Consider the following 24,015-nt stretch of genomic DNA (forward strand, 5'->3'; position numbering starts at 1 on the left):
CGTAATGCAGGCGACATTCCGGCGGACCTGTGGCTAGCGTGGGCGTATGAATGGTGATTTCCGTACGGTCTCCGAGTCCGAATTCCCCGAGTGGCTGCGGGCGGTGGGAACCGGCTTTCTGCGCTCGGAGCTGCCGGCGGAGGACGAGATCAAGGGGCGTACGGCCCATATGGATCTGAGCCGGCTGCAGGGCTTCTTCGACGACGGGCGGTGTGTGGCGACCTTCCGGTCGTTCGCCCAGCAGCTGACCGTCGTCGGCGGGGCCACCGTGCAGACCGACGCGATCAGCGCGGTGACGGTGACGCCGACGCACCGCCGCCGCGGGCTGCTCGGCCGGATGATGGCGGCGGACCTGGCGGCGGCGAAGGAGCGGGGCGATGTGGTCGCCTCGCTGATCGCCGCGGAGTACCCGATCTACGGGCGGTTCGGCTTCGGCCCGGCGACGTGGACCACGGAGTGGGAGATCGACGTCACGCGCGCCGGTCTGGACCCGCGCCGGCCGGTCCTCCCGGAGGCGGACGGCGGCCGGATCGACCTGGTGGACGGCTCGGAGGTACGCAAGCTCGGCCCCGCGCTCCATGACCGGCTGGCGGCCCGTACGCCGGGCGTGATCAACCGTGACGAGCGCTGGTGGCAGCTGAACACGGGGGTCGGCGTGCCGGCGGCCGACGAGTGGAAGGAGCCGTTCTACGCGGTCTACCGCTCGGCGGACGGCGAGGTCGACGGGCTGGTCGTGTACCGGGCCGACGAGCACTGGGGCGACACGAAGCAGCCGCTGAACAAGGCGAAGGTGAAGAACCTGATCGCGGTGAGCCCGGCGGCGGAGCGGGCGCTGTGGCACTTCGTCTGCTCGATCGACTGGATCACCACGGTCCGCTCGGGCTACCGCGCCCCCGACGACCTGCTCCCCCTGCTCCTCCCGGACCCCCGTGCCGCCCGCGTCGTGACGCATGCGGACTGGCTGTGGCTGAGGATCCTGGACGTCACGCGCGCGCTGGAGGCCCGCACCTACAGGGCCGCGGCCACCCTGGTCCTGGACGTCCACGACGCCTCCGGCCTCACGGCGGGCCGCTTCCGCCTGGACGCCTCCCCGGAGGGCGCCTCCTGCGCACCGACGACGGAGAGCGCCGACCTGACGCTGGACGTACGGGAGTTGGGGACGTTGTACCTGGGCGACGAATCGGTTCTCCGGCTGGTGGACCTCGGCCGGATCGAGGAGAACCGGGCCGGTGCCGCGGCGGTGGCGGACACCGTGTTCCGGGCGGGGCGGCGGGCCTGGTGCCCGGACATGTTCTGAGGGGCAGGCCCGGACATGTGCGGAGGGGCGGGGAGCCGCCCCTCTGAGGGGGGAACCGCCCTAGCGGCCGGAGCCGGCGAGCAGGCCGAGGACGAGGAGGCAGACGACGACGCACTTCGTGCTGCCGACCTTCACGCCGACGGCCACACCGGCGACGCCCAGGCCGCCGACGGCTCCGAGCTTCCATTCCGCGAGTTGTTCCACTGCGAGGGTGATCAAGGGCATGGCGGTCCCTCCTCAGGAGGTGGGGAGCGGGAAGGCTCCGGGGAATCAGCCGATGCGCCGACAGCACCCGTACGACGGTGGACGGGCGAGCGGGTGGACGTACCCGGGTCGCTCTCGAAGAGTGGCGACCAACTGACTGAGTTGTTCCCAGTTGGTGCCATCTTCAAAACAACTCTGCAACAACTCCCGCTGGATGGTGCGAAGTTGTAGCGTTCTGTTGTGACTCCAGAGCGCACGGCAATGAACGGCGACCGGAAGTCCTCACCCATGGAGGTGGCGGACGTTCTGCGCACGCGTATCCGTACCGGTCAACTGCAGGCCGGCGACCATCTCCCGACGCAGTCCGCGCTGGCAGCGGAGTTCGAGGTCGAGCGAGGAGTGATCCGGCAGGCGCTCCAGTACCTCCAGGGGGACGGCCTGCTCACCGCCGTCACCAGGGGCGCCCCGCCGAAGGTCGCCCAGCCGGCGGACAGCGAGGCCCCCTTGCAGACGGCGGCCGGGCTCGGACCTCGGATTCAGGCCGCGTTCACCGGCGACGCGGTGCGGATAGACGCGCTGTGTCTCACGGCCGAGTCGCTCACGCTCGCGCTGGCGGAGCCCCTCCAGCAGATCAGGGCGGGAGGCCCGGCGCCGGGCAGCGTGCGGGTACGCATCATGCTCCCGGCCCGCACCCTCGATCTGGCGTTTCCCCGGCGCGCGAAGCCGGTGAAGAACGACCAGCTGGTCCACGACCGCTGGCTGGAACTGCGCAACTCGCAGCTCAAGGTGCTGAAACACAACCTCGAATCGCTGCGCAGCACGCGTGCCATGGATGTCGAGGTCACCCTCAAGGCGCTGCCCTTCACCCCGCCCGTGAAGCTCTACCTGCTGAACGGCTCCGAGGCGCTGTTCGCGTACTACACGGTGACCAAGCGGGAGGAACTGATCGGGGGCCGCCCTGTCGAGCTCTTCGACGCGCTCGGCAGCGACTCGACGCTCTTCCCCTTCGAGACCTCCGCGGGGGTGCGCGACCAGTTGTTCGTGGCGCAGTCCGCGGCGTGGTTCGACGGACTGTGGAACACGATCGCCACCGACCTGGACCTGCGGACCTGAATCCCTCGCGCGGAGTGCCCGGGTTTGCGGCCTCATGGATCGCGTGGGTGCGTCAACTGACCTGTTACGCAAGCGTATTGAGGGCAGTATGAAAGACCGAAGGCGCAGTCTGTCAGCCTGCTGCCCCCGACGGACGGAGCAACGTGACCGACTTGCGCGGCCTCCTCGCGTCTGCCGAGTGCGTCCTGTTCGACTTCGACGGCCCGCTCTGTCCGCTCTTCTCCCGGCATCCGGCGGACGGGGTGGCGGAGCGGCTCATGGCGATGATGCGGGAACTCGGGACCGACCCGGCGGACGTGATCGGCCGGGGTGCCGTCCGGAGCGGGGGCCGGGACATCCGCCGGGATCCGCTGGCCGTTCTGCGTGCGGCGGCGGCCGGCGGAGTGCCGGTGGGCGTGGTGCGGAAGCTGGAACGGTTCCTCTCCCTGGAGGAGTGCGAGGCGGCCGGGAAGGCGGAACCGACCCCCTTCGCCCTGCCGCTGATCCGGAGTCTCGCGGACTCCGACGTCCGGATGGCCGTCACGACCAACAACTCCCCGGCGGCGGTGCTCCGGTTCCTCGATGTGTGGCGGGTGTCCGGCCTTCCCGAGACGCACATCCACGGCAGGACCCTCGACCCCGGCCGTCTCAAGCCGGACCCGGACTGTCTGCACCGGGCGCTCGACTCGACGGGGACGGCGGCGGCCGAGGCGCTGATGATCGGCGACTCGACGGACGACGTGTACGCGGCCCGCGCTGCGGGGGTGCCGTTCCTGGGCTACGCGAGGGACCGCGAGAAGGACGCACAGTTGCGGGCCGCCGGTGCGCAGGTGGTGCTCGGCTCACTGAAGACCCTGCTCCTCGCGGTGCCCGCCGCGGTGCGCGGACGGGAGCGGGGCCATTGACCCAGGGACGTGCGGAGGGGAGCGGGACCACGGCCCGGCGGACGTGTGTACGGGCCGTACGGCCCACAGGGGGACGGGGGTTCGAGGGGGCGGGTCGCGCGACGCGGGCGTAACGCGGCGGTGGTAATTTCCCGTCACCGGCCGAGCCGTCGCCGAGCCCATTCACCGCCGAGGTCCCCACCATTCATGGCAGTCGACACGACACCCGAGGTTCGCCGCCGCGCGGCGGCGACCGCGGGACTGGGCGAGACCAGTCCCGCCATCGAGGGTCCCCTCAAGGGGCACCACCACGAGACGTACGTCATTCCGCTGCCGGGCGGTGGCCGGCGCTGCAAGGTGCGCGAGCCGAGGTCGGGACTGCTCTGGTTCGACCGGAGGTGTTTCGCCTCCGAGGACCGGTTGCTCCAGGAGCTGTACGGGCGCATCAGCCGGATTCCCGAGATCGTCACCGTCGGCGAAGGCGTCCTGCTCCAGGGCTTCATCGAGGGGCGGACCCTCGGCCGGGGGGTGATGCCGAGCAAGGCGCTCTCGCCGCGTCATCGCGGTCAACTCATCCAGCTTTTCTCCGAGTTGGTGTCCATCGAGGTCGAGGGAATCGGGGCGCGGCGGGTCTGTGAGGACGTGGACCGCCCCGTTGACGGTGACTGCACGGGCTTTCTGGGGCGGCTGATCACCTTCACCGAGCAGCAGGTGTACGAGAGGCACGGTGCCCCGTACCGCTCCCTCTTCGCCGAACTCGGGGTGGACAAGCGTGCGTTGGGCGCATTGCGGCGGCGGGCCGACGGTCTGGCCGGCCGGTCGTTCGCGCTGGTCCACGGCGATCTGCACCGGCTCAACTTCATCGTGGACCGGGCCGGGGACCTGTGGACCATCGACTGGGAACTCGCCATGATCGGCGATCCGCTCTACGACCTGGCGACCCATCTCCACCTGATGCGCTACTCGCCCAGGGAGGCCGAGCGGATCGCGCGTCTGTGGGCCGGGACGGTCGAGAGTGTCCGGCCCGAGTGCGCGAAGGGGTGGCGCGAGGACCTGGAGGTCCTGCGCGACTACAAGCGCGTCCAGTCCGTCTACACCGACGTGATCCGTGGCGCGGTCGCGCTGGAGCAGCCCGGCGGCAGACTGAACTGGGGGAGGCTGCCCCTGGTCGCGCACCGTGTCCGGGAGGCGCTCGACGAGTCCCGTGAGGTGCGCGGTGCGGCGGCCGTGCCCACGCTCCGCGAGGTGATGGCCGCCTACACCCGCTGGTTCCGCGACCGGCCTTCCGGCCGGGTCACCGCGTCCGCACCCTGAACAGGACTCCCGACAGTCCCACCGCCACCGTCAGGATGCCCGCCGCCCAGGTCAGCGCGATCCAGGGGCTGTTGCCCGCGGGCTGGTCCAGGAGCAGGGCGCGGAGGGATTCGATGGCCGGGGTGATCGGCTGGTGGTCGGCGAAGGGGTGGAGCCAGCCGGGCATCGATTCGATCGGGACGAAGGCGCTGCTCGGGTAAGGCAGGAACGACATGAAGAAGGTGAACCCGCCCGCCGCTTCCGGGGTGCGGGCGAGCAGCCCGATCGCCGCCGAGATCCAGGACAGCGCCAGGATGTAGGCCAGGAGTACGGCGGCCACGGCGAGCCAGCCCGCCGGGGTGGCGGTCGGGCGGAAGCCGATCAGGAGGGCGACACCGAAGACCAGCGTCGTGGAGCAGAGGTTGCGTACGGTGCTCGCCGCCACGTGGCCCGCCAGGACCGCCGTGCCGCCGACGTCGAGGGAGCGGAAGCGGTCGATGATGCCGCCCTTCATGTCCTCGCTGACGGCCACCGCGGTGATCGAGGCGCCGAAGCCGGCGCAGAGGAGCAGGACGCCGGGGACGACGTACATGACGTACGAGTCGTATGCCGCGCCCGTCTCGATCGCGCCGCCGAAGAAGTAGACGAAGATCAGCATCAGCATGATCGGCAGCATCATCGAGGTGATGACCGCGTCGGTGTTGCGGCGGCTGACGCGCAGACCGCGGCCGGCCATGACGCCGGCGTGAGTGAGGATTCCCGGTGCGTCAGACATGTGCGGGTACCTCCGCGGTGAGGGCGAGGAAGACGTCGTCGAGGGTCGCGCTGTGCAGGGTGAAGCGCGCCACGTCGGTCCGTGCGGGGTCGATCTCGTCGAGCAGGGAGCGGACGTGGGCCGCCGTGCCGTCGGTGGGGAGGCCAGGGTCAGCGTCTCGGGGGAGTGGTGGACGGCGCGGGCGGCCAGGCGCAGGTAGGCCGCGCTGTCGGTGAGGACGAGGTCCAGCCGGTGGCCGGAGACGCGGGACTTGAGGGCGTCGGGCGTGCCCTCGGCGGCGATCCGGCCCTTGTCGAGCACGGCGACGCGGTCGGCGAGCCGGTCCGCCTCCTCCAGGTACTGGGTGGTGAGCAGCACCGTGGCGCCCCGCTCGGCGAGATCGCGGACCACCTGCCAGAGCTCCTGCCGGCTGCGCGGGTCGAGTCCGGTCGTCGGTTCGTCGAGGAAGAAGACGCCGGGCTCGGGCGAGCCGACGAGGCCGGCCGCCAGGTCGAGGCGGCGGCGCATGCCTCCGGAGTACGTGCGGGCGAGGCGGCGGGCCGCGTGGTCAAGGCCGAAGCGGGCGAGGAGTTCGTCCGCGCGGCGCCGGGAATCGGCGCGGGAGAGACCGCTCAGGCGGGCCGTCATCCGCAGGTTCTCCTCGCCGGTCTGGGTCTCGTCGACGGCGGCGAACTGGCCGGTCAGGCTGATCGACCGGCGCACCTGGGCCCGCTCCGTGGCGATGTCGTACCCGGCGACGCGGGCGGTGCCGGAGTCCGGCGCGGTGAGCGTGGCGAGGATGCGTACGGCCGTGGTCTTGCCCGCGCCGTTGGGCCCGAGGAGGGCGGAGACCGTGGAGCGGCCGACGTGGAGATCGATGCCGTCGAGGACCCGGACCGCGGGTTTTCCGTAGGACTTGGTGAGGCCGTGTGCCTCGATCGTGCCGGGCGGTGCCGTCGCCTCGCTCATGACCGGTCTCCTTATGCGTATGGCATACGCGTTACTGCGTAAGCATTACGCATAACTAGGATGGTGGTCAAGGAAAGGTGGGGTCCTGGTGGTTGAGAAGAACGGCGCGCAGGGCGGTACGGGCCTGCCGGCCAGCATCGAGGCCGCCTGGGGGCTGCGGGAGCGCCCGGTCAAGGGGCCCAAGCCGGGGCTGACCCTGGACCGCATCGTGGCCGCCGCCCTGACGATCGCGGCGACGGAGGGACTGTCCGCCGTCTCGATGGGCCGGGTCGCCAAGGACCTGGGCGCTTCGACCATGGCGCTCTACCGGTACGTCTCCGCCAAGGACGAGCTCTATGTCCTGATGCAGGAGGCGGCCATGGGCCCGCCCGCCCCGCTGCCCGCCCTGGAGTCGGGAGCGGGCTGGCGCGAGGCGCTCGGTGAGTGGGCGGCGTCGCAGCGCGAGGTGTTCCACCGCAACCTCTGGATGCTCCGCATCCCGATCGCGGGCCCGCCCGCGAGCCCCAACTCGGTCGCCTGGTGGGACCAGGGACTCCAGGCGCTGGACGGCTCCGGTCTCCGCGAGGGCGACAAGATCTCCGTCATCCTCCTCGTCTCCGGCTTCGTACGGAACGAAGCGCTCCTGATGAGCGACCTGGCGGCGGCCGTCGAGGCGCGGGGCGTCCCCGCGCAGGACGTGATGGCCGCCTGGGAACACACCCTGAGTCGGCTCGTCGACCCCGCACGGCATCCGGCGCTCTCGCGGCTGATGGATTCCGGTGTGCTGAGCGAACCCGACCAGCCGGACTACGAGTTCACCTTCGGTCTGGCGCGGCTCCTGGACGGCATCGACGTGCTCGTCCAGCGGCGCCGGGCGGAGGACGGGGACGGGAACGGCTGAGGGGGGGCGCCGAGTGGGGCGGCCCCGGTCGGTCGCCTTGTCCGGCCACCCCTTACCCGCCCTCCGCCCGGCCCCGGTCAGTCGCTCCGGGTGGTGGTGAGCAGGACCTTGCCGAGCAGGCTCCGCGCCTCGATCGCCGCGTGCGCCCGCGCTGCCCGCTCCAGCGGGAACACCTCCCCGATCACCGGCCGCAGCCGCCCGGCGGCGGCCTCCGTGAGAGCCAGGCCGGCGAGCCGTACGTGCTCCGCGTCCGAGAGCTGTACGTCCCCGATGCCGAGCAGGGTGATCGAGCGCCGCGCCGCCTCCGCGGGGTCCACGGGCGCGAACCCGCCGGTCGGCGCTCCGTGCGCGGAGAACCGCCCGCCGTCCGCCACCAGCGACAGGGCCGCCAGGCCCATCTGGCCGCCCACCCCGTCCAGCACCACGTCGGCCGGGCCGCCCGCGTCGGCCAGGGCCGTACGGGTCCGCTCCACCCAGTCCGCCGCGGCCCCGTCGATCACCGTGTCGGCGCCCAACTCCCGTACCAGAGCGGTCTTCCGCTCGCCGCGCGCCACCGCCACCACATGGGCGCCCGCCGCGTGGGCCAGCTGGACCAGCAGGGTCCCCATGCCGCCCGAGGCGCCGAGGACCAGGACCCGTTCGCCCGGCTTCGGGGCCGTCGACCCCAGCAGGGCCAGGGCCGTCACGCCGTCGTGGACGAGCGCCGCCGCCTCACGCAGTCCGAGCCCGTCGGGTACGGGAACGAGCACGTGGGCCGGGGCCGTGGCCCGCTCCGCGTAGCCGCCCGAGAAGCCCACCGAGGCGATCACCCGGCGCCCGGTCCACGACGTGTCGACGCCCTCACCGGTCGCGGCCACCGTGCCGGCCACGCCGCCACCGGGTACGTACGGCACCTGAACCGGGAACACCTCCCTGAAACCGCCCGAGCGGATCTGGGTCTCCACGAAGATCGTGTCCACGTACGCCACATCGATCAGGACCTCGCCCGGTGCCGCTACCGGGTCCGGCAGCTCCCTCGTGACCAGAACCTCCGGGCCGCCCAATTCCTCCGCCAGTGCCACACGCATACGGATCACGCCTCTCCCGTGCCGGCGGCCGGTCGTTCCGGCGCCCTGGTGGCCACTCTGGGACGTCAAGTGCACTTGAGGTCAAGGGCGTAGGCTAAGCAGTCATGAGCGGAGAGAAGTCCAGGTCCGGAGCGGCGGCGCAAGCGCCGGTCGGTCTGCGTGAGCGCAAGAAGCAACTCACCTATCAGGCGGTCTCCGACGCGGCGATCGCGATGTTCCTGGAACGGGGCTTCGACAAGGTCTCGGTGGCGGAGGTGGCCGCCGCCGCCGACATCTCCAAGCCGACGCTGTTCCGGTACTTCCCGGCCAAGGAAGACCTCGTCCTGCACCGGTTCGCCGATCACGAGGACGAGGCCGCCCGGGTCGTCGCCGACCGTGCGGACGGCGACTCACCGCTGGACGCGTTGCACCGCCACTTCCTCGCCGGGCTGGCGGAGCGCGACCCGGTGACCGGCCTCTGCGACAACGCCCACGTCCTCGCCTTCCACCGCCTGCTCTACGGCACGCCCTCGCTGGTCGCCCGGATGTACGCGTACCAGGGCCGCTCGGAGGCGGCGCTTGCCGGGGCCCTGGGCGAGGGGGTCGCGGCGCGGCTCGCCGCGGGGCAGATCGTGGCGGTCCTGCGCATCCTGGCCGAGGAGAACTGGCGGCGGATCGACGCGGGGGAGAGCGCGGACCAGGTGTACGCGGGCGCGGTGGAATCCGCCGAACTGGCCTTCGTACAGCTGAGGGCGGGGCTGGAGTAGGGACACTCGCCGCGGCGGGTGCCCTTAGGGCCTGTCGTTCGGATCATGCCGGGCTCTCGCGTGCCCTGGCGCGCGCTCCCCCGAGCTCTCGGCTTCGCTCGAGCAGGGAGGGGCCCCCTCCGGCGTTGTCGTCGGTCGCCGACGCTCCGCGTCGACTCCCTCCTCCGCCTTGCAGCCGCCCGCACCAGACCCCGCTCCCTGATCCGGCCTGATCCAAACGAAAGACCCTAGTCCGTGTCCGCAGGGCCGGGCTCAGGCGGTCGTCAGGGCTGCGGTGAGTTCCTTCCGGTGCGTGGCCAGCCAGGTCTGGTGGCGGTCCCACCGTTCCCAGCCACCGCGCGCCTCCAGGGCCTGCACGTAGACCGCGTCGCCTCCGGCCACCCGGCGCTCGACGAAGGCACGGCACGACGCGGCGGCCTGTTCGATCACGCCGGGAAGGGCGGCGCGGTCCTGCGGTCCCAGCCCGTAGGCGTCGGCGAACACGGCGAGCCGGTGCAGCGGGTCGAGGCCCTCGCGCCCGGACATCGGCACCCAGTACCGGGCCGCCATCGCGACATCCCACACCGCGCGGCCGGGGGCGACCAGGTCGAAGTCGATGAGGGCCGCCGCGCGGCCGTCACGGAAGACCACGTTCTCCAGGCACACGTCGTTGTGGCAGAGCACGGCCCCGTCGGCCCGTGCGCCTTCCGGGTCGGCCAGTTCCGTGGACCACGGCACCGTGCGGTCGACGGGCACGGACGCGGAGGCGCCGTGCAGCCGCCGCAGCAGGACGCCCACCGAACGCAGCGTGTCCTCCGTCCACGCCCACTGCGGGTGGGGCGGAACCGGTACGTCGCCGGGGACGTACGTGAGCTGCTCGCGGCTGCCGTCGGCGTTCGTCCCCAGGGGGACCGGGACGCCGTCGAAGCCGTGCGCGGCCAGCGCGCGGAGGTGGGCGTGGATCGCGGTGGCGTGCGGCTGGGCCGGGCGTTCCACGACGGACCCGCGGCGGACGACCGCCCCGGCGTTGGCCATCCCGCCGGCCAGCGGGACGCCGTTCACGCCGGTGCCCCCTGCTCCTCGCCCCGACCCGCGTTCTCCAGTACCGCGCTCAACGGCTCGTACAGATCGGCGGGTTCACGGAAGAGCACGCCGGTCATGCCCAGCGCGACGGCCGCGTCGACGTTCTCCTGCCGGTCGTCCACGAACAGGCACCGGTTCATCGGCACTCCCGCGCGGGCAGCCGCCCTCTCGTAGATCGCCGGGTCCGGCTTCGCGACCATCTCGCGGGCGCTGCTGACCACATGGTCGGCCAGGTCGGACAGGCCCAACGAGGCGAGGTCCTCCTCCAGTTGGACGGAGGCGTTGGTGACCAGGACGAGCGGGACCCGGTCCCGTACCCGGCGCAGCAGCGCCACCACCTCCTCGTCCGCCCAGAACGGGGCCCTGGCCAGCGCGAACCCCAGCTCGTACGCCTGCGGCTCGGTCACCCGGCCGAAGAGGTGGGGGACGAGGGTCCCGACCCACTCGTCCGGGGTGATCTTGCCGAGGAGCAGTGGCAGGTCGACCTCCGGGGCGTAGGCGACGTCCATGGTGGTGCCCTCGGGCAGGCCCGCGGCCCGCTCCAGGGCGGCCAGCCGCGTCGTGTCGTAGAAGCGGATCACGTTGTCGAGGTCGCAGAGCACCGCGTCGTAGGGGCGGTCGGCCGGTTGGCCCGCCCCGTTCGCGAAGTCCACGATGTCGCGTGCTGCCTCGCGCAGGCCGGTGAAGTGCCGGTGCGCGCCGCCCGTGGCGAGGGGCGCGTTCACCGACCAGACGGTCATCCCGGCCCGCAGCCCGGACCGGACGCCGGACGGGGCGTCCTCGACGACGAGACAGTCCTCGGGCCTGGCCCCCAGCCGCTCGGCCGCCAGCAGATACGGCACGGGGGACGGCTTGCCCTCCTCGACCGAGGCCGCGTCCACGACCACGTCCGGCATCGGCAGCCCCGTACGGGAGAACCTGCCGCGCACCCGGTGCTCGTAGTTGGACGTCACCAGGGCCCACGACCCGGCCGGAAGGGCGGCCAGCAGTTCCGCGGCGCCCTCGAAGGCGGTGTAGTGGCCGGTCAGGACGTCCTCGTCCTCCAACTCGTGCAGCAGGGCCAGGCACGCGGCGGGGTCCCGGTCGGGGGCGACCTCGGCGAACGTCTCCAGGGGGCGGGTGCGCAGGGCCGTCCGGTAGACCTCATCGGGGTCGAGCCCGTGTCGCAGCGCCCAGGTGCCCCAGACCCGGCGCTGGTTGTCGAGCGCGTCGATGAGGGTGCCGTCGACGTCGAAGAGCACGTACTTCGCGGGCATCGCAGATCTCCGTCCTGCTTCGTGGCTGAACCGTCGAGTATGCACGGGCCCGTTCCGCCGGCTCGGGCGCGGGGATGTCCGGGGCGGTTCCCGCTCGTCCGGCGCGGGATGTCCGGGGCCTTTCCCGCTCACTCCGGCGCGGGGATGTCCAGGGCCGTTCCGTACAGGCGGGACACGTGGATACGGATCACCACGCGGTGTTCCGCGACCAGCTGTTCCAGGAACGCCGCTTCGTCCGCCGGATCCTCGAAGCCCGGTGTCAGGGAGAGCAGTTCGCGTCCCACCGCGTCGCCGGGCTCGGTGGTCGCCTCCGAGACCTCGGCCTCGCCCTCGGCCACGGCGAAGGACCAGACATCGGGGCCCTGGACGTGGAGGGCGGCACGGGGAGTGGCGCGTACCAGACGGGACTTGAGCCGTTCGGCGGTGGTGGAGACCCGTACGGTCCGGGTGTCCTCGTCCCAGCGGTAGAGGACGGTCGACAGGTGGGGATGGCCCGTGCTCCGGACGTTCGCGAGGACGCCGAACTGCTGCTCCCGCAGCAGCCGGGAGAGCTCGGGCCAGGTGAGGACGCGGGGCGCGGGTCCGCCGGGCGACTTCTCCTCGGTCGCTTCGTCCGTCGTGCTGTCGGTGGTGTTCGCTGCGCGCATGGCGAGGGTTCCTCTCGTTCGTACGGTGGGGTTGGTCGGGGGGTGCGGGCTTGGGCCGTCAGGCGCCCCGGGCCTCGGCTTTCAGGCGTCGGTCGTGGGGCGTCGCAGTACGAAGAAGGCGACGGCGAAGGCGGTGACGAGCAGTCCCGTACCGACGCCGAAGGCCAGGTGGTAGCCGCCGGTCAGGGCCTCGGCCCGGCTGTGGCCGTCCGCCCGGAGGTGGTCCGTGCGGGTCGCGGCCAGAGTGGACAGCACGGCGACGCCGAGCGCCATGCCGATCTGTTGCGTGGTGTTGAAGAACCCCGAGGCGAGTCCGGCGTCGTCGTCCCCCGCGCCGGACATGCCGAGCGTCGTCAGTGCCGGGAGCGCGAGCCCGAACCCTGCGGCGAGGAGCATCACGGGCAGCAGGTCGGTGACGTAGTCCGCCTCCGCCGGAAGGCGGGTGAGGAGCCCGAGCGTGCCGATGAGGAGGGCGATCCCGGCCAGCAGGACACGGCGTTCACCGAAGCGGGCGTTCAGCCGGGCGGAGACGCCGAGGGACACGGCGCCGATGATCGCGGCGGCCGGAAGCATGGCCAGGCCGGTCTCGGCGGCGCTGTATCCGAGCACGTTCTGGAGGTAGAGGGCCACGAGGATCTGGAAGGCGAACAGCGCGGCCACCATCAGGACCTGGACCAGGTTGGCCCCCGAGACGCTGCGGGACCGGAGGATCCGCAAGGGCATGAGCGGGGTGCCGGCGGTGGCCTGGCGGGCGACGAAGGCGGCCAGCAGGGCGAGCGCGAGTGCGCCGAGGCCGAGCGTGGGGGCCGAAGTCCAGCCGTACTCCTCGACCTTGACGACCGTGTAGATGCCGAGGATCAGGCCGGAGGTGACGAGGAGCGCGCCGATGAGGTCGGCCCCCGCCCCGAGTCCGAGACCGCGGTCGGCGGGCAGGACGCGCAGGGCGATCACGAGGGCGGCGAGCCCGATCGGCAGGTTGATGAAGAAGATCCAGTGCCAGTCGAGGGCGTCGGTGAGGACGCCGCCGAGCACCTGGCCGATGGAGGCGCCCGCGGCGCCGGTGAAGGAGAACACGGCGATGGCTCTCGCGCGTTCCCGGGGGTCGGTGAACAGGGTGATGAGGATGCCCAGTCCGACCGCCGAGGCCATCGCGCTGCCGACGCCCTGGAGGAAGCGGGCGGCGATCAGTACGGCGGGCGAGGTGGCGGCGCCGGCGAGCAGGGAGGCCGTGGTGAACACGGCGGTGCCGGCCACGAACATGCGCTTGCGGCCGATCAGGTCGCCGAGGCGTCCGGCGAGCAGGAGCAGGCTGCCGAACGCGATCAGGTAGGCGTTGACCACCCAGCTGAGGCCGGCGGGGGTGAACCCCAGATCGCTCTGGATGGCGGGCATCGCCACGGTCACGATCGAGCCGTCGAGCACGATCATCAGCATCCCGGTGGCGATCACTCCGAGGGCGAGCCTGCGGGTGCGCGTCGTGGGTGCGGGGGAGGGGCTGGTGGGTGCGGAGTCCAGCGGCGGTGCGGAGGGTGCGGTGGCAGGCATCGGTTGTCTCCTGTCGGTTGGTTCGACATGAGAAACCGTAGCAGATGGTTTTGTTGCAGACTATCTTTCTCGGTCCGTCTTTCCGTCTGTTTCCGCTCCGCTCTCGCTCCCCTCCTCGCTCTCTTCCTCGCCCCGGTCCTCGCCCCCGCCCTCGCTCCCTACTTCTTGCTCTGGCGGGCGCGCCTGGCCGGCCCGGGGCTCTCCGTCGGGGTGGCGAGGTGGTCGGTGGCCAGCTGGTTGAGGGCCCGCAGGAGGGTCTTGCGGTCACCCTCGGGGAGCGCGACGAGCGCGTCCTTGTGTACCTGGTCGACGATGGCCTGGCTCCGGGCGGCCTGTCGGGCACCCTCCTCGGTGACCGCGATGATTCGTGCCCGCCGGTCCCGGGTGGACGGGCGGCGCTCGGCGAGGCCCGCGGCCTCCAGGGCGTCCACGGTCACGACCATCGTCGTCTTGTCCATGTCGCCGATCTCGGCGAGCTGGATCTGGGTGCGCTCCTCCTCCAGTGCGTGGACCAGGACGCAGTGCATGCGCGCGGTCAGTCCGATCTCGGCCAGGGCTGCGGACATGCGGGTGCGCAGGACGTAGCTGGTGTGGTCCAGGAGGAAGGAGAGATCCGGTTCCGTACGGGTGGGAGTCATGGCAGTCATGCTCACCAGCGTAACAATTAGGTCCGTGGCGGATGGTCCGGTAAAGGATTGTCTGCTCGGGGGTGCATTCTCCCCCTCGTTCAGGGCAGCGTGCGCCGCACGAGGGCTTCGGCGAAGGGTTCCCCGGTGCGCTCGGCGTGCGTCATGCGCTCCCGGACCTCGCTGAGCGTGCGGGGCCGGTAGCCCGGCCCGCCGAAGCAGCAGTCCTTGTGGAAGCGAACGCCCGCGTGCAGCAGGACCGAGAGGGTCCGCCAGGCCGCGGTGTCCCGCCGCCGCGGCGGGGCGAAGGCCGAACCGACGTGGATCAGCGGCTCGGTACAGCGCGGACAGACGCGGTCCCGGGACCGGTCGTACGGCTGCTTGTACGAGGCCCTGCACGGCAGGCAGACGTACGCGGACTTCACGTGGGACATGGGGACGAGGCTAGGCGGCGCGAGCCGGGCGCACGAGCGGTTTTCGTCGCGCTACTTGCGCGCGTCGACCGGCCGGTAGGTGCAGACGTTCACGCCCGTGCCGCTGGTGACCGTGGAGACCAGCTCCAGCGTGTTCAGCGCCCCGCCGTCGGGGAAGATCGACTTACCGCCGCCGAGCAGCACCGGCATGATCATGAGTCGCAGTTCGTCGACGAGGCCCTCGCTCAGGAGGGTGCGTACGAGCGTGGGGCTCCCCATCACCACGAGGTCACCGCCCTCGGCGTCCCGCAGCTCACGGATGCGGGCGACGGCCTCGTCGCCGGGGATGCGCGTGGTGTTGTTCCAGGTCAGCTCGTCGTCGCCGAGGGTCCGGGACACGACGTACTTGGGCAGCGAGTTCATCCGGTCGGCGAACGGATCGCCGGCCCGCTCGGGCCACGCGCCCGCCATCGTCTTCCACGTACGACGGCCGAACAGAAGCCCCCCGGCCTTCGCCGTCGCCTCGTCGAAGGCACCACCCACGACCTCGTCGAAGAACGGGTGCGTCCACCCGCCGTGCGCGAAACCCCCGTCCTCGTCCTCGCCCTTGCCGCCGGGGGCCTGCACGACGCCGTCCAGGCTGATGAACTCGGTGATCACGATGCGCATGGGATGGGCTCCTCGGTTGCGTGTGCGGGGTACGCCACATAAGACCGCCGCTCCGCGCGGAAGTCATCGCGGCCACTCGATCATGCGGTGTGATCCAGCCCACATGCGTCATCGACGGCGATCCACGCCTTGCGGATGCTCCGTACCGGTGGCCGCAACGGTGAATCCGCAAACCGCGCGCTCTGTCCGGCTGCCGCGCTCGCGACGTACGGAAGGGCCATGGCGTTCGTCATGAGGGTCCCCATCACATCTGGCGCGGAGGTTCCCAGACCGAGCAGTCGTGGGCGAAGAGCACACGTCGTGGGTCGAAGTCGACGAGGCGCTCCAGCCAGTGCGGATAGGGAGGGAGCGGCTGCTCCACGCCGTGAAGTGCCGCGTGACGGGCCAGTTGGTCGGAGGCGAAGTGGGAGGCGAAGTCGTGTGCCTGGCCGGCGAGGACCACTGTGCCGTCGCTGTGTCGGAGGACCAGCGACTGATGCCCTTGGGTGTGACCAGGCGTGGGAATGATCCGGACTCCCGGCCAGACCTCGGCTTCACCGGCGAGTTCCTCGTAGGTCGCGCCGGGGAAGTCGATCAGTTCGTCGAAGGTGTAGTTGCCCTGGCGGGCGGTGGCCAGTTCGACGTCCTGGACCAGGATGGGCGTGCCGGCCATGAGGGGATTGCCGCCGCAGTGGTCGAAGTGAAGGTGGCAGTTCACGACCAGGGAGATGTCGCGGAGGGCGACTCCGGACGCCGACAGGGCCTCCTGCAGTGCTCGGCGTCGGGGCCGGTAGTGCGCTTCCGTCCCGGGGTCCGCGTCACCGATGCCGGTATCGAAGAGGATCAGCCCCTTGTCGTGCTGCACCAGGTAGGCAAGGACAGGTTCGACTCGTGGTTGTGGGCCGCCTGTCTCCGATGCCGGACGGACGAAGTACCCCAGATCCAGCCGACGTACTGCCGTGTTCTTCCCCATGCGGCCAGCCTGGCAGGTCGCGGCGCGACATCCAGCCGGTCTGCCGAGAGCAGAGCTGCTGGGAGCTCGTTCGGAACGCAACGCAGATATGGGCGTAATTCGTTCGCCGTTCCGGGTGCTCGCTTCTAGCCTGCTTCGCGTGATGACTGCTGAATGCGTGGTGTCCGTCCTTGCTCTGCTGCGACAAGCAGAGGTGGATGTCTGGATCGGCGGAGGGTGGGGAATCGATGCTCTGATCGGTGAACAGACCCGAGACCATCGCGACTTGGACCTGATGCATCGGCAGGACCAGGAGACCGCTGTGGTGTCCGCTCTCGCTGAGGCCGGTTTCGTGGAGAGCTTGAGCTGGAGGCCCGTCCGCTTTGTCGTCACTGCTCCGGACGGCCGGGAGATCGACCTTCATCCCCTCGTCTTCGCCGACGATGGCTCTGCGGTGCAGGCGTCACCCGAACCGGAGCGTCCCTTCGTCTATCCCTCCTCGTGCTTCGTGACCGGGACGGTCAAGGGGACGACTGTCCCGTGTCTGTCCGCCGAGCAGCAGGTCTCCTTCCATCAGGGATACGAGCCGACGGACCGCGATCGGCACGACATGGCTCAGCTCCGTCGCGTCTTCGGGATCGCCACCCACTTCTGATCCGGTTCTCACGGCGGGGATGCCAACACCGCTGACCTCTAGCGGAATTGAGTAGTCGTCCAAGCTCGGCGGCTCCTACGTTCGGCCGCGTGACGGACGAATGTTTTGGGCATCCACGGCTCGCCGTGATCTATCCAGCCCGACGCGCCTGGGGGGGAGTTGAACCGCGAAGCCTCCTACCGCGTGACGGAGATCCCGGATGTCGGCGCCGTCGAAAGCTGGGTCCAGGTGGTCGAGGTGAGCGAGCCGCTGGTGACGTTCCGCTGGACCTACGTGTTCGCTGCCGACGGGCAGGTACTGACGTCGGACTCCACCTTGCGCTTCCGTGCGGCAAGGAGTTCGTCTTCGTCGCGCGACGTCCGTAGGCCATGGGAGCGGGGCCGGATGATGCCGGTTCACTGCTCGCCGGCAGCCTCCAGGATCGCTCGGAGACGCGACAGGCATTCGCTGACGAAGAGGGGGTAGGTGCCCCAGTAGTACGACACCCCGCTGACTCCGACAGCGATGGCCCATGCCCGGGCACGCAGCCACGTCACGTCGTCGAGGCTCATGGTGTCCCAGTACGCCTGTCGGGCCCCGGGGGGAAGATCCCACAGAGGCGAGTGCTCGGCGTCGGGAAAGCCGACTGAGAGGGCTCCGAAGTCGATGACGGCGTGCAGCTTCCCCTGTTGGACCAGAAGGTTGGTGGGTTTGAGGTCACCGTGGAGCCATACGTGGCGGCCGGACGGCTCGGGCAGGGCGAGCGCGCTTTGCCACAGGTGTTGCAGATGCGCGATGTCGATGTCGAGGCCCTGGAGCGTTCGGCAGTTGTCGAAGCACCCGCTGATCCACCGGTCACAAGCGTGCAGGCCGCCTCCGCGGTACCAGCTGAGCCCGCCGTGGCGCGTGGCTCCCATGAGGGGGATGGAATGCAGGCGCTGCACGATCGTCGCCAGGTCGCCTCCGAAGGCGGCCCAGTCTGTGACCGATGCGGGGCCGGCTTCATCGCCGTCGATCCAGCGGTACACCGACCAGGCGAGCGGGAATGCGGAGCTCGGGGTGCCGGCGTGCACCGGCTCCGGGATGCGACAGGGAAGGTGTGGCGCCAGCCGCGGCAGCCATGTCTGCTCTTTCGATACGGCCTTCGCGTTGTCCGGGGTGCGCGGTAGCCGCATGAGCAGGTGGTCGCCGAGCCGGTACATCGTGTTGTCCGTGCCCGCACCGGCCGGCGAGACGGGTAGGGCGGCCCATTCCGGTCGCTGCTCCCGCAGCAATGACCGGACGACCGTCTCATTCACACGGACCTCGTTCTCATGAAGTGTCATGGCGAGAGCCTTCTGCCCGGACTTCGCCGCCGCCAGTGGTTTTCCCGAGGCGGACGCCGTTGTCCTGCCGCGGTGCAGCTGGCACATGGGGACTCGTTGACCTTCATGAAGGGCAGGTAGTTCGAGACTGCCGATGGCTGCCGATCTCAAACGGCCTGGCTTTCGCGGAACTCCCGCTCGCCGTGGAGACGGAAGTCCTGGCGATCGGCCCCGTGACGACATTTGTACAAGACCGAGGGCCGGCAGCCCAGGCAACCTCCCGTGTATGGGTATCCACGACGGTAAGCATGTGCACGGGATGCACGTGGTCCACGACGGCCCGCGGGAGGCGCCGCCGCTCGTGCTCATCCACGGATCGGGGGCTTCGGGCGTCTCCTGGGGCCCGGTAGTGCCGGCACTGGCCAGCCGCCACCACGTCATCCGGATCGACCTCCCGGGCCACGGTCAGTCCCCGCCCGCGCCGTCGTACGACGTGCCTGAACAGGCAGCCAGCCTGGCCGCGGTGCTCGATGAGCTCGGCCTTCGTCCGGTCACCGTGGCCGGGCACTCCAGCGGTGGATACATCGCCACCGCCCTCGCCGAACAGCGCCCGGACCTGGTGGGTTCACTCGCTCTGATCAGTAGTGGCCCGAGTCCCGACGCGCTTCTTCCGCAGCCCGTCCTCCTTCGGGTCCTGATCGGCCCGCCGATCGGCCCGCTCCTGTGGAGAATCCGTTCCGACGCGATGCTCCGCCGGGGGGTGACCGCGGTGTGCCACCGCCCGGTGGACGTCCCGGACGAGCTGGTCGCCGACGTACGGGGCATTGGCTACCGCACTCTCAGGGCGGTGCTGCGCCAGAACGGCGCGTACATCGCCGAGAGGAGCGTACCCGCGCGCCTGACCGCACTAGACGTCCCTGTTCTGGTGATCTTCGGCGCTGCCGACCGCCGCTGGGATCCGTCTTCGGCGCACCATTACGACATGGTGCCGAACGCGCGAATCGAGCAGCTGCCCGACGTCGGGCACTTCCCCATGCTCGAAGCGCCGGAGGCGACCGGCGAGTTGCTGCTGCGCTTCGCAGCGACGGGCCGCTGACCCCCATTGCCTAGCCTGGTGCTGTGAGGTCCACCGAATCACCACCTGACTGGGCGTCCGTGGAGGTCGCCGTACCCCGGCAGCCGGGCCGGCTGCCGGGGGTCAGCATGGCTGGGTTCCGCCAACGTGTTCCGGCGCGCGTGGATATCGCCATGGTCGCCCACCCCTCGGTCACTCTGTTCGTGGACCTGAGCGACGGAGGCAGCCTTGTCCACGAAGCCCAAGGTCGGCGTGAATGCGGCAGCACGGTCGTTGGACTGGTACCGGGTGAGCTTCGGCTCGGAAGCCGGGCGGCCGGGGGGATCGAGTGCCTCCAGATCCGGTTGTCGCCGGTCCTGGCGGTTGCGGCGTTCGGCGCATCGACCGATCTCAGCGGGACGGCGGTCTCCCTGGAGGATGTCTGGGGCCGCGACGCCGGGCGAGCCGAGGAAAGGCTGCGGGCCGCAGCGTCGTGGGACGAGCGGTTCACGATCGCAGTGGATGCCCTTGGCCGACGGATGAGCGCCCGCCCGTCACTTGATCCAGAGGTGACGGCTGCCTGGTGGCTGATGCTCACCAGTCGGGGAAGGGTGCGCGTCGACAGCCTGGCGAACGAGGTGGGATGGAGCCGTAAGCGCCTGTGGTCCCGCTTCCGGTCCCAGATCGGCCTCACCCCCAAGCACGCCGCCCGACTGGTGCGCTTCGACCACGCCGCCCATCTCCTCGCGGCGGGTAACGCCGCCGCCCAGGTGGCGGCCGCAAGCGGCTACGTCGACCAGGCCCACCTCCACCGCGAGGTCAAAGCGTTCACCGGGGTGACACCCACCGCCGTAGCCGCTGCGCCGTGGCTCGCTATCGATGACGTCGCGTGGCCGACCCCGTTCGCGGACCTGACACCGTCGACGTCTCCGATCCGTCAGGTTCCGGCGAAGTGAGCTGAGGTCCCACGAGAGACCAGGCATCGTCTCTCAGCACGTGCCCGGAGAGGAAGCGGACAGCACAAACGAGAACGCGTGGGAATCCGACAGGTTCAACGCGACAGGACGGACCAGCTGCCAGGCACGCCGGGGCTTCGCCATGTCGTCTCACTCAAGTCCGGGCAAACGGCCTTCGTGGTCAGATGTGTAGTTCGGGCGGGAAGCCGGTCCAGCGCAGTTCTGCGGGCAGGTGCCGCATGTCGTTGTAGAACAACACGGAGGACGGCCTGCCGGGTGCGTATCGGATGACCGTCAGAGCTGCGTTGCCGTGGTTGAGGCCCATCCAGCGCCACTCGGGTGCGTCGAGGGCGGCTCGGATCAGCCATCCGATGAGGAAGTTGTGGGTGACGACCAGTTCGTGGCGGGGGCGATCTCCGTCGACCGGACCTGTGAATTCTGCGAGTGCTTCCCGGGCCAGCGCTGGACCGCGGTTGCGCTCCTCGTCGGGGACCTGATCGAGAAGCCGAGCATGGCGTCGGCCGAATCCGGCGGCAGCTCTTCCTTCGTGGGCAGGTAGGGGACGTAGTCGCCGGCCAGTTCCGACTGGTGCAGTGGGACGGCGTCAAGTTGTCCACTGATCAGCTGGGCCGTCTGCTGCGCCCGAGGCAGCGGCCCGTGGTGGATCGCCGAAAGTGGGGTGCTCTGGAGCCGTTCACCGAGCAGAACGGCTTGGCGTCGGCCACTTTCCGTCAGGGTCGTCTCATCGTCTGACGCTTCACCGTGCCGAGCAAGGTAGAGGTATCGAGTGGCTGCGTCTGTCATGTCCCAGGTCTCCGTTGCCATCCGTGATCTTGTATGACGGGATGGACGCTGAGCTCGTTGTGCATAGTTCCGCCGCGGCTGCGCTGGCTCAGTCGGAGATGAGGGTGGGGACGCCTTCGGGGTTGCCGAGCCGATACTCGATCTCTGCGGCAGACGACTTGACGGTCTTCGTGAGCCAGGACGCGGCTGGTCCGCGGATCGGGCCTTCGGTGGGGAAGCGCTGGTGAAACTCGTCGTTCATCGCCGCTTTCTCCAGCGGGTCGAGTCGAGCAGCATCAGGCGATCACGCACCAGCGAGGACTCGAACCCCACGTGGCCACTGGTCGTCGACGACCAGTACAACCCAGGGAAATGCCGCTGCCCGCGATATGACGGGAAGCTGCGGACCGGCCGCCCGGCCTCGAACGGCACCGAGACCGCATCCGCCAACGGCAGTCGATGTTCACCGTGGTCGTCCCGCCAGCCGACCTCGAAGCCGTTCACTTGTGACGGCTTCGACCCTCCCGTACACCGAGCCCCATGTATGCCACTTTGCAGACCTGCAGGGACTGGGCAGCTTGAATGGGACCAAACCCCTCGTCCGAGTGATTGCGCAGTCCGCCGCGATCCGCAGTCGCTGGGCCGTGACTCTTAACTGCTGAGGCGGTGCGAGGCCCTTCGGCAACATTCATGGTGGCGGCGCAGCCCCACACGGCCCGTGGACACCGACCCCGACCCCGCTCCCATTCGGCAAGAGCTGAGCGTCACGTCGACGGCAGGGTGAGTTTGGTGGCCACGGCATCGAGGACCCAGTCCAGGCCGGTTGCGAAGGATGTCTCGGCGTCCACGTCCGTGGCGTCGTACACGGCCTTGGCCAGCGCCGGGAAGCGGCCGGTGGCCAGCATGCTCGTCATGTGGGGGCCGTGGGCGCGCTGCCAGTCGTGCTTGGACAGGCCCGTGGTGTGCTCGGCCCGCAGGTGCGCGGTCTCGCGCCTGATCGCGCCGATGAAGTAGGCGCTGACCGTCTCCACGGCGCGCATGGCGGTGTCGACGTCGGCGAGGCGGTCGAAGGCGGACAGCGTGGCTTCGGCCACGGCGAGGCCGTTCGGACCCATGGCCGGGCGACCGCCGAGCAAGTCGGCCAGCCATGCGTGGCGGAGAGTGGCCTGCCTGGTGCGCTGGGCGAGGACGCGCAGCGCCTCCCGCCAGTCACCGGGCTGTTCCTCGGGGAGGATCTCGGCCTGGACCTCGTCCACCATGAGGTCGAACAGCTCCTCCTTGCTGGAGATGTATCTGTACAGCCGCATCGGGCCCGCGTCCAGGCGGGCGGCCACCTTGCGTACCGACACCGCCTCCAGCCCGCCCTCGTCGGCCAGTGCGATGGCGGCGGCGACGATCCGCTCCCGGTCGAGCGGCACGGGTTGAGTCGGCGGCTCCGGCCGGTCCCAGACAGTCATGGTCACACCGTACGCAACCGTTGCGATGCAACGTAACGAGGAAATACAGTGTATCGACATGAGACACCGCATCGCAGTGGTCGGGAGCGGTCCTGCCGGCCTTACCTTCGCCCGCGTCCTGCACCGCCATGGTCACCTCGTCACCGTCCTCGAACGCGATCCCGCCCCCGACGCCCGCCCCCCGGGCGGCGCCCTTGACCTGCATGAGGGGCTGGGTCAGCTCGCGCTGTACAAGGCGGGGCTGTTGGCAGAGTTCCTGGCGCTGTCTCGTCCCGAGGGGCAGGCCATGCGCATTCTGGACGCGGCCGGGACCGTTCTGCGCGACTGGCGACCCCGGCCGGATGACCGGGCCAATCCTGAGATCGACCGCGGGCAACTCCGTGACCTGCTGCTCGGCCCTCTCGACGTCCAGTGGGGTCGGGGCGTGACGCGGGTGGTGCCGGGGGCCCGGGATGGCGTACGGGTCCATTTCGCGGACGGGCGGCAGGAGACGTTCGACCTCGTGGTCGGCGCGGACGGTGCCTGGTCCCGGATCCGCCCGGCGGTCTCGTCGGTGACGCCGCACTACACCGGTGTCACCTATGTCGAGACCTCCCTCGACGACATCGACACCCGCCACCCCGACCTCGCCCGGCTGATCGGCGACGGTTCCGTAGCTGTGTACGGCGTGAACCGCGCGCTCGTCGCCCAGCGCAACAGTGGCGGTCACGTCAAGGTGTACGCCCAGTTCCGCGCGCCGCTGGACTGGCACACGAACCTGGACCTGGCCGACGTCGAGGCCGTGCGATCGAGCCTGCTGGCTCTGTTCGACGGCTGGGCCGCTCCCGTCCTCGACCTTCTCCGCCACGGCACAGCTTTCGTCCACCGCCCCCTCTACGTCCTGCCCGTGTCCCACACCTGGACCCACGTCCCCGGGGTGACGCTCCTGGGCGACGCCGCCCATCTGATGCCTCCGTTGGGAGCGGGCGCGAACCTCGCGATGCTGGACGGCGCCGAACTCGCCGAGTCCATCGCCAGCGCAACCAGCCCTGGGGATCTGGATGAGGCCGTCCGCGCCTTCGAGAAACAGATGTGGGCACGGGCCGGCAGGTGGGCGAAGATCACGACGGCCGGTCTGGAACGCCTCGTGAGCCCGGACCCCGCCGAAGCCCTCGCCCTCTTCGACCAAGTCCAGCCATCCTGACTGCCAAGCGCGAGAGCACCAGCACCAACGGCTCGCCACGGCTTCACGGGACAGAGCGGCAGCGCCGCAGTCCCTTCCGGCAAAACCACCGTTAGGCGAACGCGCGGACGCCTGCACCGAACGCAACCCTCAACCCGCTACCGCCACTGGTCCGATCCTCCTTGCGGGCCGGTGAAGCAACTCGCTGCGCAGGTCGTCCGGGACCCGTTCACTTCACTCTGCAGACTCGGCGGGAAACCGCAGATGGACAGGGAACGGACAGACAGCTGCGAGTCACCACGGCGTCGCCGCCGCCCCGAGGGACACTTT

Annotated in this window: 25 protein-coding genes and 4 pseudogenes; 11 read left to right on the top strand and 18 right to left on the bottom strand. The window is 70.4% G+C overall.

Going from position 1 to position 24,015, the window contains the following annotated elements; all coding sequences use genetic code 11:
- Positions 1 to 46: 46 nt before the first annotated feature.
- A complete protein-coding gene (locus OG230_RS19460; protein ID WP_328904995.1) occupies positions 47 to 1,297 on the top strand; it encodes a GNAT family N-acetyltransferase in 1,251 nt (416 codons plus the stop codon).
- Between the two features lie 60 nt (positions 1,298 to 1,357).
- Here the strand turns inward: OG230_RS19460 and OG230_RS19465 are convergent, their stop codons facing one another.
- Positions 1,358 to 1,522: a hypothetical protein gene (locus OG230_RS19465; RefSeq protein WP_328904996.1), complete on the bottom strand. Its 165-nt coding sequence runs from the start codon at positions 1,520 to 1,522 to the stop codon at positions 1,358 to 1,360.
- Positions 1,523 to 1,741: 219 nt separating this feature from the next.
- Here OG230_RS19465 and OG230_RS19470 point away from each other — a divergent pair, with 219 nt between their 5' ends.
- The 3 genes from OG230_RS19470 (at position 1,742) to OG230_RS19480 (ending at position 4,791) form a co-directional block, all read left to right on the top strand.
- Complete coding sequence (locus OG230_RS19470; RefSeq protein ID WP_328904997.1) at positions 1,742 to 2,614, top strand: winged helix-turn-helix domain-containing protein; 873 nt, start codon at positions 1,742 to 1,744, stop codon at positions 2,612 to 2,614.
- Positions 2,615 to 2,757: 143 nt separating this feature from the next.
- Entirely contained in the window at positions 2,758 to 3,498 is a 741-nt protein-coding gene (locus OG230_RS19475) for an HAD family hydrolase (protein ID WP_328904998.1), read from the top strand.
- 186 nt (positions 3,499 to 3,684) lie between these two features.
- On the top strand, positions 3,685 to 4,791 hold the full coding sequence (locus OG230_RS19480) for a phosphotransferase (RefSeq protein ID WP_328904999.1): 1,107 nt from the start codon (positions 3,685 to 3,687) through the stop codon (positions 4,789 to 4,791).
- Here OG230_RS19480 and OG230_RS19485 read toward each other — a convergent pair.
- Complete coding sequence (locus OG230_RS19485) at positions 4,772 to 5,545, bottom strand: ABC transporter permease (RefSeq protein WP_328905000.1); 774 nt, start codon at positions 5,543 to 5,545, stop codon at positions 4,772 to 4,774. The two genes, OG230_RS19480 and OG230_RS19485, sit on opposite strands and share 20 nt — an antisense overlap.
- A pseudogene (locus OG230_RS19490) lies at positions 5,538 to 6,493 on the bottom strand (ATP-binding cassette domain-containing protein). Before OG230_RS19490 ends, OG230_RS19485 begins: the two are co-directional and overlap by 8 nt.
- 88 nt (positions 6,494 to 6,581) lie before the next feature.
- Between OG230_RS19490 and OG230_RS19495 the strand changes: the two are divergent.
- Positions 6,582 to 7,373, top strand: coding sequence for a TetR/AcrR family transcriptional regulator (locus OG230_RS19495; protein ID WP_328905001.1), 792 nt, complete (start codon positions 6,582 to 6,584; stop codon positions 7,371 to 7,373).
- Positions 7,374 to 7,450: 77 nt separating this feature from the next.
- Here the strand turns inward: OG230_RS19495 and OG230_RS19500 are convergent, their stop codons facing one another.
- Entirely contained in the window at positions 7,451 to 8,440 is a 990-nt protein-coding gene (locus OG230_RS19500; protein ID WP_328905002.1) for a zinc-binding dehydrogenase, read from the bottom strand.
- 104 nt (positions 8,441 to 8,544) lie between these two features.
- Here OG230_RS19500 and OG230_RS19505 point away from each other — a divergent pair, with 104 nt between their 5' ends.
- Complete coding sequence (locus tag OG230_RS19505; protein WP_328905003.1) at positions 8,545 to 9,186, top strand: TetR/AcrR family transcriptional regulator; 642 nt, start codon at positions 8,545 to 8,547, stop codon at positions 9,184 to 9,186.
- A gap of 252 nt (positions 9,187 to 9,438) precedes the next feature.
- Here OG230_RS19505 and OG230_RS19510 read toward each other — a convergent pair whose 3' ends face one another.
- The 9 genes and pseudogenes from OG230_RS19510 to OG230_RS19550 form a co-directional block, all read right to left on the bottom strand.
- Positions 9,439 to 10,200: a phosphotransferase enzyme family protein gene (locus OG230_RS19510; protein WP_328911451.1), complete on the bottom strand. Its 762-nt coding sequence runs from the start codon at positions 10,198 to 10,200 to the stop codon at positions 9,439 to 9,441.
- A gap of 23 nt (positions 10,201 to 10,223) precedes the next feature.
- On the bottom strand, positions 10,224 to 10,901 hold the full coding sequence (locus OG230_RS19515; protein ID WP_443051597.1) for an HAD family hydrolase: 678 nt from the start codon (positions 10,899 to 10,901) through the stop codon (positions 10,224 to 10,226).
- A pseudogene (locus OG230_RS19520) lies at positions 10,884 to 11,504 on the bottom strand (HAD-IA family hydrolase); the annotation flags it as partial. The gene OG230_RS19515 and the pseudogene OG230_RS19520, both read right to left, overlap by 18 nt.
- A gap of 128 nt (positions 11,505 to 11,632) precedes the next feature.
- Positions 11,633 to 12,151, bottom strand: a complete 519-nt coding sequence (locus tag OG230_RS19525; protein WP_328905004.1) for a TIGR03618 family F420-dependent PPOX class oxidoreductase — start codon at positions 12,149 to 12,151, stop codon at positions 11,633 to 11,635.
- A gap of 81 nt (positions 12,152 to 12,232) precedes the next feature.
- A complete protein-coding gene (locus OG230_RS19530) occupies positions 12,233 to 13,696 on the bottom strand; it encodes an MFS transporter (RefSeq protein WP_328905005.1) in 1,464 nt (487 codons plus the stop codon).
- Positions 13,697 to 13,854: 158 nt separating this feature from the next.
- A complete protein-coding gene (locus OG230_RS19535; RefSeq protein ID WP_328905006.1) occupies positions 13,855 to 14,343 on the bottom strand; it encodes a MarR family winged helix-turn-helix transcriptional regulator in 489 nt (162 codons plus the stop codon).
- 80 nt (positions 14,344 to 14,423) lie between these two features.
- Complete coding sequence (locus tag OG230_RS19540) at positions 14,424 to 14,756, bottom strand: deoxyxylulose-5-phosphate synthase (protein WP_328905007.1); 333 nt, start codon at positions 14,754 to 14,756, stop codon at positions 14,424 to 14,426.
- Positions 14,757 to 14,807: 51 nt separating this feature from the next.
- The gene (locus OG230_RS19545; protein WP_328905008.1) at positions 14,808 to 15,404 is read right to left on the bottom strand and encodes a dihydrofolate reductase family protein; all 597 of its coding nucleotides are present in this window, start codon (positions 15,402 to 15,404) and stop codon (positions 14,808 to 14,810) included.
- Between the two features lie 244 nt (positions 15,405 to 15,648).
- Positions 15,649 to 16,356: an N-acyl homoserine lactonase family protein gene (locus OG230_RS19550; RefSeq protein ID WP_328905009.1), complete on the bottom strand. Its 708-nt coding sequence runs from the start codon at positions 16,354 to 16,356 to the stop codon at positions 15,649 to 15,651.
- Positions 16,357 to 16,498: 142 nt separating this feature from the next.
- Here OG230_RS19550 and OG230_RS19555 point away from each other — a divergent pair, with 142 nt between their 5' ends.
- Both OG230_RS19555 and OG230_RS19560 read left to right on the top strand, forming a co-directional pair.
- Entirely contained in the window at positions 16,499 to 16,990 is a 492-nt protein-coding gene (locus OG230_RS19555; protein ID WP_328911453.1) for a nucleotidyltransferase domain-containing protein, read from the top strand.
- A gap of 134 nt (positions 16,991 to 17,124) precedes the next feature.
- Positions 17,125 to 17,317, top strand: a pseudogene (locus OG230_RS19560) (SAM-dependent methyltransferase); the annotation flags it as partial.
- Positions 17,318 to 17,385: 68 nt separating this feature from the next.
- Here the strand turns inward: OG230_RS19560 and OG230_RS19565 are convergent.
- Positions 17,386 to 18,294, bottom strand: a complete 909-nt coding sequence (locus OG230_RS19565; RefSeq protein WP_328911454.1) for an aminoglycoside phosphotransferase family protein — start codon at positions 18,292 to 18,294, stop codon at positions 17,386 to 17,388.
- A gap of 265 nt (positions 18,295 to 18,559) precedes the next feature.
- Between OG230_RS19565 and OG230_RS19570 the strand changes: the two genes are divergently transcribed.
- Positions 18,560 to 19,369, top strand: coding sequence for an alpha/beta fold hydrolase (locus tag OG230_RS19570; RefSeq protein WP_328905010.1), 810 nt, complete (start codon positions 18,560 to 18,562; stop codon positions 19,367 to 19,369).
- 107 nt (positions 19,370 to 19,476) lie between these two features.
- Entirely contained in the window at positions 19,477 to 20,283 is an 807-nt protein-coding gene (locus OG230_RS19575; RefSeq protein ID WP_328905011.1) for a helix-turn-helix domain-containing protein, read from the top strand.
- Positions 20,284 to 20,464: 181 nt separating this feature from the next.
- Here the strand turns inward: OG230_RS19575 and OG230_RS19580 are convergent.
- The 4 genes and pseudogenes from OG230_RS19580 to OG230_RS19595 form a co-directional block, all read right to left on the bottom strand.
- A pseudogene (locus OG230_RS19580) lies at positions 20,465 to 21,087 on the bottom strand (histidine phosphatase family protein).
- Between the two features lie 88 nt (positions 21,088 to 21,175).
- Entirely contained in the window at positions 21,176 to 21,328 is a 153-nt protein-coding gene (locus tag OG230_RS19585; RefSeq protein ID WP_328905012.1) for a hypothetical protein, read from the bottom strand.
- Positions 21,325 to 21,570, bottom strand: coding sequence for a hypothetical protein (locus tag OG230_RS19590; RefSeq protein WP_443051338.1), 246 nt, complete (start codon positions 21,568 to 21,570; stop codon positions 21,325 to 21,327). The genes OG230_RS19585 and OG230_RS19590 overlap by 4 nt, the downstream gene beginning before the upstream one ends.
- A 260-nt stretch (positions 21,571 to 21,830) precedes the next feature.
- Complete coding sequence (locus tag OG230_RS19595; protein WP_328905013.1) at positions 21,831 to 22,523, bottom strand: TetR/AcrR family transcriptional regulator; 693 nt, start codon at positions 22,521 to 22,523, stop codon at positions 21,831 to 21,833.
- A gap of 58 nt (positions 22,524 to 22,581) precedes the next feature.
- On the opposite strand from OG230_RS19595, the gene OG230_RS19600 reads away from it, so the two are divergent.
- Positions 22,582 to 23,706, top strand: a complete 1,125-nt coding sequence (locus OG230_RS19600) for an FAD-dependent oxidoreductase (RefSeq protein ID WP_328905014.1) — start codon at positions 22,582 to 22,584, stop codon at positions 23,704 to 23,706.
- The last annotated feature ends 309 nt before the right edge of the window (positions 23,707 to 24,015 follow it).

Origin of the sequence: Streptomyces sp. NBC_00234 (genome assembly GCF_036195325.1) — a bacterium.
Lineage (GTDB): Bacteria > Actinomycetota > Actinomycetes > Streptomycetales > Streptomycetaceae > Streptomyces.

Bases quoted from the DNA above. Each gene is read 5' to 3' on its own strand.
- OG230_RS19460 (WP_328904995.1), top strand. From the start codon at position 47: ATGAATGGTGATTTCCGTACGGTCTCCGAGTCCGAATTCCCCGAGTGG.
- OG230_RS19465 (WP_328904996.1), bottom strand. From the start codon at position 1,522: ATGCCCTTGATCACCCTCGCAGTGGAACAACTCGCGGAATGGAAGCTC.
- OG230_RS19480 (WP_328904999.1), top strand. From the start codon at position 3,685: ATGGCAGTCGACACGACACCCGAGGTTCGCCGCCGCGCGGCGGCGACC.
- OG230_RS19485 (WP_328905000.1), bottom strand. From the start codon at position 5,545: ATGTCTGACGCACCGGGAATCCTCACTCACGCCGGCGTCATGGCCGGC.
- OG230_RS19500 (WP_328905002.1), bottom strand. From the start codon at position 8,440: ATGCGTGTGGCACTGGCGGAGGAATTGGGCGGCCCGGAGGTTCTGGTC.
- OG230_RS19505 (WP_328905003.1), top strand. From the start codon at position 8,545: ATGAGCGGAGAGAAGTCCAGGTCCGGAGCGGCGGCGCAAGCGCCGGTC.
- OG230_RS19510 (WP_328911451.1), bottom strand. From the start codon at position 10,200: ATGGCCAACGCCGGGGCGGTCGTCCGCCGCGGGTCCGTCGTGGAACGC.
- OG230_RS19525 (WP_328905004.1), bottom strand. From the start codon at position 12,151: ATGCGCGCAGCGAACACCACCGACAGCACGACGGACGAAGCGACCGAG.
- OG230_RS19530 (WP_328905005.1), bottom strand. From the start codon at position 13,696: ATGCCTGCCACCGCACCCTCCGCACCGCCGCTGGACTCCGCACCCACC.
- OG230_RS19535 (WP_328905006.1), bottom strand. From the start codon at position 14,343: ATGACTGCCATGACTCCCACCCGTACGGAACCGGATCTCTCCTTCCTC.
- OG230_RS19540 (WP_328905007.1), bottom strand. From the start codon at position 14,756: ATGTCCCACGTGAAGTCCGCGTACGTCTGCCTGCCGTGCAGGGCCTCG.
- OG230_RS19545 (WP_328905008.1), bottom strand. From the start codon at position 15,404: ATGCGCATCGTGATCACCGAGTTCATCAGCCTGGACGGCGTCGTGCAG.
- OG230_RS19550 (WP_328905009.1), bottom strand. From the start codon at position 16,356: ATGGGGAAGAACACGGCAGTACGTCGGCTGGATCTGGGGTACTTCGTC.
- OG230_RS19555 (WP_328911453.1), top strand. From the start codon at position 16,499: ATGACTGCTGAATGCGTGGTGTCCGTCCTTGCTCTGCTGCGACAAGCA.
- OG230_RS19565 (WP_328911454.1), bottom strand. From the start codon at position 18,294: ATGACACTTCATGAGAACGAGGTCCGTGTGAATGAGACGGTCGTCCGG.
- OG230_RS19570 (WP_328905010.1), top strand. From the start codon at position 18,560: ATGGGTATCCACGACGGTAAGCATGTGCACGGGATGCACGTGGTCCAC.
- OG230_RS19575 (WP_328905011.1), top strand. From the start codon at position 19,477: ATGGCTGGGTTCCGCCAACGTGTTCCGGCGCGCGTGGATATCGCCATG.
- OG230_RS19585 (WP_328905012.1), bottom strand. From the start codon at position 21,328: ATGAACGACGAGTTTCACCAGCGCTTCCCCACCGAAGGCCCGATCCGC.
- OG230_RS19595 (WP_328905013.1), bottom strand. From the start codon at position 22,523: ATGACTGTCTGGGACCGGCCGGAGCCGCCGACTCAACCCGTGCCGCTC.
- OG230_RS19600 (WP_328905014.1), top strand. From the start codon at position 22,582: ATGAGACACCGCATCGCAGTGGTCGGGAGCGGTCCTGCCGGCCTTACC.